Here is a 9,328-nt window from a genome sequence, read left to right on the forward strand (position 1 = left end):
CATCTCTTCCATTTCCTAAAATTATATGCCTGTTGACGAAAGTTCTGTAGTTTATCAATAATCATGACTGTAGATGTGCTTTTTCTTTTTCATCTACTTTAGGCAGTTTGTATCTCTTTTACTCTGCCTTTTTTTCCTTTTTTAGTCTAAACTCCAGTAAGCATAGTTAAAAACTAAAACCAGAGAGCATACCGCCCGCGTAGCGGATAGTCAGTAATGTTAAGTCAGGACATCAAACCCAATAGAGAGTTGCGGCACGAAGCGCCGCAACTCTCTATTGGGTTTGATGTCCTGACTTAAGTGAATATAGCCATAGCACCTAAATAGTACCTAGTAATGCACCTAGTAATGCAAAGATAATGCACAGACCGATTTACCTAGACTGTCATGCGACTACCCCCGTTGATGAGCGGGTATTAGCTGCTATGTTGCCATATTTTCGCGAAAACTTTGGTAATCCTGCTAGTGTCGGTCATTTTTATGGATGGGAGGCAGAAGCAGCCGTTAAGTTAGCAAGGGAGACGATCGCTCAGACCATTAATGCTACCCCTGAAGAAATTATTTTTACCAGTGGCGCAACCGAAGCCAACAATCTCGCACTTAAGGGCGTGGCTGAGGCTTATCACCTGAAGGGGCGACATCTGATTACCGTTCAGACGGAACATAATGCTGTACTAGATCCCTGTGTCTACTTACAATCTCTTGGGTTTGAGGTTACCTATTTACCCGTCAACGCGGACGGATTGATCGATCTACAGGATCTCGAACGTGCGATCCGTGCCGATACGATTTTAGTTTCGGTGATGGCAGCTAATAATGAAATCGGTGTACTGCAACCGATCGCCCAGATCGGTCAGATCTGTAGATCCCACCAAGTCTTATTTCATAGCGATGCGGCTCAAGCGATCGGCAAAATCCCTCTAGATGTAGAGGCTATGCAGATCGATCTGCTGTCCCTCACCGCCCATAAAATCTATGGAGTCAAGGGGATTGGGGCATTATACGTGCGTCGTCGTCAACCGCGAGTGTCCATTGCCCCACAGTTACATGGAGGTGGACATGAGCGCGGAATGCGTTCGGGAACTCTCTATACACCGCAGATTGTCGGCTTTGCGAAGGCACTGGAAATTGCGATCGCTTCCCAAGAGGAAGAGCATCAAAAGACGCTATCTCTGCGCGAACATTTATGGCAAAGGTTAAGTGAATGCGATCGCATCATCCTCAATGGTCATCGCCAGCAAAGACTGGCAGGCAATCTCAATATCAGTGTTAAGGGAGTTAACGGACAGGCTTTAATGCTCGCCCTACAACCCATTGTCGCCATTTCCTCTGGTTCAGCATGTACTTCGGCAAAAACTACACCCTCCCATGTCTTGATGGCTCTAGGACATTCTCAGGAATTAGCCTATGCTTCGATTCGCTTTGGCATTGGTCGGTTTAATACTTTCGAGGAGATCGAAATAGTGGCGGATCATTTGCTCGCATCAGTGCGATCGCTTCAATAGGACGAGTCAAAACCCCAAACAAGAGTGGCGGCGCTCCGCGCCGCCACTCTTGTTTGGGGATAAAACCGACTCAAGCGTGACAGCTATATTCCCAATTCGTTTATGTTAAAGCTATATTTGGAGAAATCGCGATCGACATGCTTGAAGTTCGTCCTTACCCCACTACGACGAATACCACCCTCCTGAGTATCAAATCCGACAATTTCCCCATCTAGTTCTGGAATTACTCGACAGGCATACAAGCCGTATTTTTCGGGCAATAATACATGGGGGATACCACTAAAATTTCTAAAATTACTGCTCGTAAATCCCTGCAAACCGCCAGCTTGCCTCGTAGCAGCCGCAAAGTCATTTTTTGCCCAAGTCGAAAAGACTAATTCATATTTACCTTGGGAGTCTTTATACAGTTGTGGTACTTCCATTTCTGAATAGGAACAGGGGTTTAAGATCGGATCTAAATATTCCCATTCTCCTTTGGACAGATTATTATCTTTCAGTCTTAACAATCCCACTACGCCATTACGTCCGATCGGTTCTTTTGTTGACTTTGCGGATAACAGCATATATATCTGTCCATTATCTTGAAATAGGAATGGATCACGCCAAGCATGGGTCGATAGATCACCGAGGGAATTTTTAAGCTGATAGCAATATCCAGGAGGAACTTGCATCAAAGAAAGTTGCCAGCGATTACTTAAAATGTTGTCAGTATAGGCAACTCCAATGTTTTGAGTCATACCATCATCTAATTCTCGATTTCTCGAAGTATAAAATAAGAGAAATCCATTTTTGATTTTGATAATATCTCCACTCCAAATGGAAGTGTTCGCCCAATGGTGCTTTGGAGGTTTTAAAATGTCAAATTCTTTTTCCCCGCTCCATTCAATCCGTAGGAAGTCTGAAGTAACTGCATGTCCTACGCAGGCTGCATGATGATGCTTTACCGATGGTACCAAAATCTCATCAGCATTGAGATAAAACAAGTGATATAAAGCAGTTTTTGGATCGAAATAATACCAGAAATCCCACACATATCGATAGGGATGTCGCATTGATGGAAACATAAAACCTGTTTACAATTTTGTAAATGATGGGGAATTGATTGGTAGCTTTTATAGCTATAGTTAGTAATGTTAGGACAAACATCAAACCCAATAGAGAGTTGCGGCGCGAAGCGCCGCAACTCTCTATTGGGGTTTAAGTGAATATAGCTATGAACTGTAACTTTTGGGCAATCTTTACCTTAGTAAATCCTGAGAAAAAAATTTGCTCTTAGGTTCATTCTAGAGCATCATGAAAGGAGATGGCGATATTATCCGAGGACATCCGAGGAGAACCTATGAATTCTACTTATAAAGCATTTTGGTTAGAAGCTGGCGATCTCATCGTCATCGACCAAACCCAACTTCCCTTTCGATTCGTGACAAAAACCCTCAAAACTAGCGCCGATGCAGCCCTTGCCATTCAGGATATGACCGTGCGGGGTGCAGGAGTAATCGGTAATGTGGCTGCATTTGGGGTGTATTTAGCTGCTAGGGAAAGTAAGGGCGATCTCGATCGGATTAAACCTCTTGCGGCAGTTATTCGTGGTGCTCGTCCGACAGCCGTAAATTTGATGTGGGCAGTCGATCGCCTGATTTCTGTCCTCGACAAAGCTCCTGCCAATAGCGATCTAGTAGAAGTAGCTCTGAAAGAAGCGATCGCCATTGCCGATGAAGATGTCATGGGAACCCGCAATATTGGTAGATTTGGCTGCGAACTGATTGAGGCGATCGCCAAAACTAAGCCTAATGGCGAACCTGTCAATATTCTCACCCATTGCAATGCTGGATGGTTAGCGATCGTCGATCGCGGTAGTGCGTTAGCTCCCATTTACGAAGCAAGCGATCGGGGAATTAATATTCACGTATGGGTCGATGAAACCCGTCCACGCAATCAGGGGGCAAATTTGACCGCATGGGAACTAGGGCAGTCGCATATTCCCCATACCCTCATTGCTGACAATACGGGTGGATTATTAATGCAATATGGAAAGGTCGATCTCTGTATCGTAGGAACCGATCGCGTTACCCGCAGTGGCGATGTGGCAAACAAAATCGGCACTTACCTAAAGGCTCTGGCTGCCTTTGACAATCAAGTTCCTTTTTACGTCGCTTTACCCAGTTCCACCTTTGATATGCAAATCTCGGATGGGGTCAAGGAGATTGCCATTGAGACCCGTAGTGCTGACGAGGTTCTCTATATGCAAGGTCTATTGGATGATGGCAATATTGGCAAAGTCCGCATCGCACCTATGGAAACCACGGCGCTAAACTATGGATTTGATGTTACTCCCGCTAAATTTGTGACGGGATTGATTACGGAGCGTGGTATTTGCGAAGCTGCGGAAACGGCGATCGCAGGAATGTTTCTCGATCTCATTCCTTAAGCCTAAAATGCTAAAGCTATCTTGAATAGTTTTGGCGATCGCTTACAGCAATTATCGATCCAAACGAACCACAAGGAAATTCTTGAAAGCGTTGCTTTGCAACGCTTTCAAGAATTTCCTTGGTTTGGGTTTGAGCGCAAAGCGCTGTAAAGCTTAAAATTTAACCCGCCGATAAATTTCTGACATCGGCAGTTCTAAGTTCAAGCTCTGTAAATGAATAGTCTGCTCTACGCGATCGCATATTTGTAATTGCCAGCGATCGCGATTATTTTGGTTGTTATTTTGGCGATCGATCTGATGATATTGCTCCACATAGGGTTCTGATTGACTAACGAGCAAATATTCACAGAAGCTAGGAATCGAGCGATATTTTCTAAACTTATCGCCGCGATCGTAGCCTTCGGTCGAAGGAGATAGAACTTCCACAATCAATAGAGGATTTAGAATTTCATCAGTGCGGCGGGACGCATCCCCTTGGGAATCGCCATTAAATTCGGGTTCGCCATTAACAACCATCAGATCGGTGTAAGTACCGCAGTTATACTCAGGAATCCATATTCGTAAAGCACTGTTGTATAACTGAAAATCTGTATCTCTAAGCAAAAATCCTAGATAACTCAATAGATTGATTGAGATCGTACTATGAGTCGCTGTTGCTCCAGATATGGTAATAACTTCTCCATTGCAATATTCATAACGTTCCTCAGATGTTTCGGCGATCGCCCGATATTCCTCTAGGGTCATGCGAACTTTGCCATCTGAAGATTCAGATTCTGGAGATATATTTTTTGCGATCGGTTTAGCTTGAGCGATGACCATGATCGTACCTCTGACGTAACGTTAAGAGCTAATTATAGCGTAGGGGAAATTCATGAACTTCCCCTACAGCAAGAATCTCTGTGCAAAGCACAGAGATTCTTGCTATTTGAATTTGTCGAGAATGCGGCGCATGGCTTCATTCACGTTATCGCGACTGTTGAACGCTGAGATACGGAAGTAACCTTCACCTGCTGCACCAAAGCCAGAACCTGGGGTTCCTACTACATTGCAGCTTTGCAAGAGCTTATCAAAGAAGTCCCAACTGGTCAGCCCAGCGGGAGTTTTCACCCATACATAGGGAGCATTCTCGCCGCCATAGACCGCCAAACCAGCTTCGGTCAATTTCTCACGGATAATTTTGGCATTTTCCATATAGAAGTCAATCAAGGCTCTAGTTTGCGCTTTTCCTTCTTCAGAATAGACTGCTTCAGCACCACGTTGGACGATGTAGGAAACACCATTAAACTTCGTAGATTGACGACGATTCCAGAGCTTCCATAGCTCTACGTTAGAACCATCTTTTGCTTTGCCAATCAAATTCTTAGGCACAACAGTTAAAGCGCAACGAGTACCTGTAAATCCTGCATTCTTCGAGAAAGAACGGAACTCGATCGCACATTCCTTTGCGCCTTCAATTTCATAAATTGAGTGAGGAAGGCTAGGATCGGTGATAAATGCTTCGTAGGCGGCATCAAAGAAGATAATCGAACCATTTGCCCGCGCATAATCGACCCATGCTTGCAAATGTTCCTTAGTGGCAGTTGCGCCTGTGGGATTGTTGGGGAAGCAGAGATAAATCAGATCGACTTTTTGGGTGGGAATCTCGGCGGTGAAATTATTTTCGGCAGTTACTGGCAAATAAACTAAGCCTTCGTATTCACCTTTCTCATTGATGTCGCCTGTGTGCCCTGCCATGACGTTGGTATCGACATACACGGGATAGACAGGATCGGTGACGGCAATGATGTTGTCATCACCAAAAATATCGAGAATGTTGCCGCAGTCGCACTTAGAGCCATCGGAAATAAAAATCTCGGAAGCGTCAATATCACAGCCTCTCGCCTGAAAATCATTTGCGGCAATCTTTTCACGCAACCATGCGTAGCCTTGTTCGGGGCCATAGCCCTTAAATGAATTGCGATCGCCCATATCTTCAACCGCTTTGATCATGGCATCACGACATGCCTCTGGCAAGGGTTCGGTGACATCGCCAATGCCAAGACGGATCACTTTTGCGTCAGGATTTGCCTCGATAAAGGCGTTTACCCGTCTTGCAATTTCGGGAAACAGGTAGCCTGCCTTGAGTTTGAGATAGTTGTCGTTAACGGTAGCCATGATGGATGAGTTAATCTTTTTTGATTTTTGTATAGTTTTATATTATGCCTTTATCAAGTTACTTAAGTCACCAAAAGCTCTAATAGACTTCATCATGACTGCCAATATCTACCAGCAAAATCACCATTTCCAGTATTTTCTTATCCTAGTAAGTCTGCTAACAAATCATCGACAGAACCTATCTTCGCTGTGCCATTTTTAAAAGCTTGTTGTACTTCTTGAGCATTAGCCAAAATTTCAGCATGACGTACTTGAAACTCTCTCAGGAATTTAAAAAACATCTCAAAGCCTGTCTTTTCATCGTGATAGGAGAGCATGATTAGTTTTGCCCATGAGGTAACGGAGCTTACGCCTAGTTTTTGCTGTAGCCAAGGCTGAAACTCGTTATAAAAGTCTTCTTCTTCTTGGGTAAGTTCTTCATTAATCTGACTTCGGGCAAATTCATATCCAGCAAGAAACATAAATAGATCGCTAACGGATTGACGACCTAAATACATTCCTGAGTTCTTCTCAATTTTTTGCAAAAGCTCAAATAATCCAATCATTTTGTACCTCTTCAGAAGAAGCTATCATAAAGCCGTTAATTTGTTTAGCACATTATCCCAATCTCAAATCGCCAAAAATTAACCATCCTTATCAGAATGATGTCTCAGATTCTTGTCCTGATTTAGCCCTTATTGACCAGTTTAAGATTAATGCCCTTGCTGACAAATATAGCAAAGTACCATTGGAAAGATGCCAAAGGAAATGCGTACCAATCGAAAAATAAGGGCAAATAGCTTGATCTAGAGTACGGAACAAAAGGGCTAACAGAAAGCATCCTAACGCAATTAACAGAATAAAAGGCTCGCGCTTTTGCTGTCGATAGTGATATACTGCAAAGCCTAGTAAGACTAAAAATGCTGGTGCATAGGAAAGAGATCCGTTAAGAATATCTGTAAATTGTTTACTGAAGTTGCTAGCAAAGAAGAATCCTCCGAGCAATGCTCCTGAATATCTATACTTCATTCTAATTATCTTTCGACTATACAGCCAGATAAAACAAAGCTGAAATAGAAGGATCGGGAGTGTGTCTAGGAAGCTTGCCCATCTTGTCGCAAATGTGTGAAATAGAAAACTACCAATACCAATAGAAGCTGCTAAAGCGATTAATAGCCAAATCCCCGTAGGTATTTTGGGCTGTCGTTGAGCCAATCTCCAAATAGCCCATGACGCTATGAGAAAAGCCAAATTAGATACTGCATTTAGTGGTTCACTCCAAAGTCCGACAAGAGTACGTTCACAGTAAAGATCGATGTAGTCATTCATTTGTGTTATTCTCTCTATGTAGGTTTTGGGGATTGTTCAAGCAATTGTTTTGCATAGGTCAGGGCATCTTCTGAAATTCCTTCGGAAGCTTTGTCTAAATTAGGTTTGCGAAAATCTAGCAGCAAAACTGTACGTAATGAATCCGAATCGTTCCATGCTTCATGTTCTGTTGTATCCTCAAAAATTAAGCAATGTCCTTCTTGCCAAGGTTGAGTATCCTGTCCCACTCGTAATCTACATTTTGAAGGAACTACCAAACCGAGATGAAGCCGAAATTCATTTATTGCCCAGCCTGTATGGGGCTTAATATGAGTATGTGGAGCTAGGCGAGAAAATCCTGCTAGAGTTAAGTTTGGGATTTTTTCCAAAATCCTTGCTGTTTGTGGACAGCGATCGCAAGCAACTTCAATGCGTTTGCTTAAAGCAAAAAGCCCAAACACACTCCAGCCATCTCCATACATATCGCGTTGTACCCAAGGATCGAAAATGTCTTGAGGTAATGCGAGATACTCATCGCGAATTGCTTGCCAATATTGCGTCAGGCTTTCAGTAAATTGAAAAGTATTAGGGTTAAGGAACATTTCTTGCTTTCTCCTGATTCATCTAAAGCTTTCAGATTAAATTTACATCCAAAGATGAAAAAGGAGACTTTTTTTGACTTAAATCAAATTTGACTTTTACAAAAATTGATCTATAGCATCTTGTTGTATATGCGCTGACGATTCTCTCTAGAAGCGCGAAGTCGGCTGAGAGTTTCTTGAGTTATCCCTAAATAAGAAGAGAGATGTCCGAGTTTTACCTTATCCAAAATGTCTGGATGCTTACTGAGCAGATCATCGTACCTTTCCGCAGCAGGCATTGATTGCAGGGATAGTATACGTTCTCGGTATTCAATATAATATTGTTCAGTTACTATACGACCTAATTTATTCCAAATTGAATCCTTTTCATACAGAAATTGTAAATCTTCGTAACTAATAGAAAACATTTTGCAGTCTGAGGTTGTTATGATACTTTCTGGACTGGCTTTTCTTGAAACAAAGCTATAAAATGAACTAATGAAATCCCCATCAAATCCAAACCAAGAAGTAATTTCTTTCCCATCCTTATGGTAAATCGCTCTTACAGATCCCTCGACTAAAACACTTAAACAGTTAGCAACTTCACCCAATTCTAAAAGAACAGTATCTTTTGAAAATTCTTGCAGTTGGAGCAGATTACTAAGTTCCTCTTTATGTTTAGAGTTTAAGAGAACAAATTTATCAAGTGTATTGAAGAGTTCACTATACATTACAGCACTATTACTCTCTATATGGTTACAATCGGTACATTTAGCTAATGCTCATTATATGGAGGAGAGATCGCCTAGATATTGACATTTGCAATCTACAGCGATCGCAAGTCTAAACTAAACTCAGGCAATATATCCTCACCATATAACACATCAGGATTATTGAGAACTTCCACTGCTTGATTTGGGCGATAAATCTCGACAATATTTTTCCTGCGATCTAGCAACCAACCTAACCTTGCGCCATTTTCAATATATTCCTGCATTTTCGCTTGAGTCTCTTTGCGCGTATCCGTTGGCGACATCAACTCCAAAACAAAATCAGGCGTAATCGGTGGAAACTTTTCTCTTTGAGAATCGGTTAACGCATTCCATCGCTCCAAACTAATCCACGATACATCAGGCGATCGATTAGCATTATTAGGCAACTTAAAACAAGTCGATGAATCAAACACCTTGCCAAGCTTAAAGCGATTATTCCAAATCCAGGTAGTCCTAAAAAGGAAAGGATGAGGGAAAATATCTAGATGGTTGTTACAGATTAAAGCAATGTCAGAGTCAAGTCCATCAAGTCCATCATGTCCATCCTGCCAGTCCGTATCAGTGGTTAAAAACGGTAGTACTCGGCATGGCAAACAAAAT

At 42.4% G+C, this 9,328-nt stretch carries 10 protein-coding genes and 1 pseudogene; 3 read left to right on the forward strand and 8 right to left on the reverse strand.

The features are described from left to right. Positions 1–356 precede the first annotated feature (356 nt). Positions 357–1,505 (forward strand): cysteine desulfurase family protein, encoded by a 1,149-nt coding sequence (locus PSE7429_RS18525; RefSeq protein ID WP_040689494.1) that lies wholly within the window; start codon positions 357–359, stop codon positions 1,503–1,505. An 83-nt stretch (positions 1,506–1,588) separates the two neighbouring features. On the opposite strand, the gene PSE7429_RS18530 is transcribed toward PSE7429_RS18525, so the two are convergent. Beyond that, positions 1,589–2,569, reverse strand: coding sequence for a glycoside hydrolase family protein (locus PSE7429_RS18530; protein ID WP_009628855.1), 981 nt, complete (start codon positions 2,567–2,569; stop codon positions 1,589–1,591). A 275-nt stretch (positions 2,570–2,844) separates the two neighbouring features. On the opposite strand from PSE7429_RS18530, the gene mtnA reads away from it, so the two are divergent. Then, positions 2,845–3,933, forward strand: coding sequence for an S-methyl-5-thioribose-1-phosphate isomerase (gene mtnA, locus PSE7429_RS18535; RefSeq protein WP_009628856.1), 1,089 nt, complete (start codon positions 2,845–2,847; stop codon positions 3,931–3,933). Between the two features lie 153 nt (positions 3,934–4,086). Here mtnA and PSE7429_RS18540 read toward each other — a convergent pair whose 3' ends face one another. From PSE7429_RS18540 to PSE7429_RS18570, 7 genes and pseudogenes are all read right to left on the reverse strand, one after another. Further along, entirely contained in the window at positions 4,087–4,752 is a 666-nt protein-coding gene (locus tag PSE7429_RS18540; RefSeq protein WP_009628857.1) for a Uma2 family endonuclease, read from the reverse strand. Positions 4,753–4,854: 102 nt separating this feature from the next. Further along, a complete protein-coding gene (locus PSE7429_RS18545) occupies positions 4,855–6,087 on the reverse strand; it encodes an LL-diaminopimelate aminotransferase (protein WP_009628858.1) in 1,233 nt (410 codons plus the stop codon). Positions 6,088–6,227: 140 nt separating this feature from the next. Further along, positions 6,228–6,632, reverse strand: coding sequence for a hypothetical protein (locus PSE7429_RS18550; protein WP_009628859.1), 405 nt, complete (start codon positions 6,630–6,632; stop codon positions 6,228–6,230). Between the two features lie 91 nt (positions 6,633–6,723). Further along, on the reverse strand, positions 6,724–7,395 hold the full coding sequence (locus PSE7429_RS18555; RefSeq protein ID WP_009628860.1) for a ceramidase domain-containing protein: 672 nt from the start codon (positions 7,393–7,395) through the stop codon (positions 6,724–6,726). 14 nt (positions 7,396–7,409) lie between these two features. Further along, positions 7,410–7,976 (reverse strand): aspartyl/asparaginyl beta-hydroxylase domain-containing protein, encoded by a 567-nt coding sequence (locus PSE7429_RS18560; RefSeq protein WP_009628861.1) that lies wholly within the window; start codon positions 7,974–7,976, stop codon positions 7,410–7,412. A 110-nt stretch (positions 7,977–8,086) separates the two neighbouring features. After that, positions 8,087–8,686 (reverse strand): Crp/Fnr family transcriptional regulator, encoded by a 600-nt coding sequence (locus tag PSE7429_RS18565; protein ID WP_009628862.1) that lies wholly within the window; start codon positions 8,684–8,686, stop codon positions 8,087–8,089. A gap of 95 nt (positions 8,687–8,781) precedes the next feature. Beyond that, positions 8,782–9,171: pseudogene (locus tag PSE7429_RS18570) on the reverse strand (Uma2 family endonuclease); the annotation flags it as partial. A gap of 64 nt (positions 9,172–9,235) precedes the next feature. Between PSE7429_RS18570 and PSE7429_RS28240 the strand changes: the two are divergent. Further along, the coding region (locus tag PSE7429_RS28240) for an IS1/IS1595 family N-terminal zinc-binding domain-containing protein (RefSeq protein ID WP_422394345.1) at positions 9,236–9,328 on the forward strand (93 nt) is incomplete at its 3' end.

Origin of the sequence: Pseudanabaena biceps PCC 7429 (genome assembly GCF_000332215.1) — a bacterium.
GTDB classification, from domain to species: Bacteria; Cyanobacteriota; Cyanobacteriia; order Pseudanabaenales; family Pseudanabaenaceae; genus Pseudanabaena; species Pseudanabaena biceps.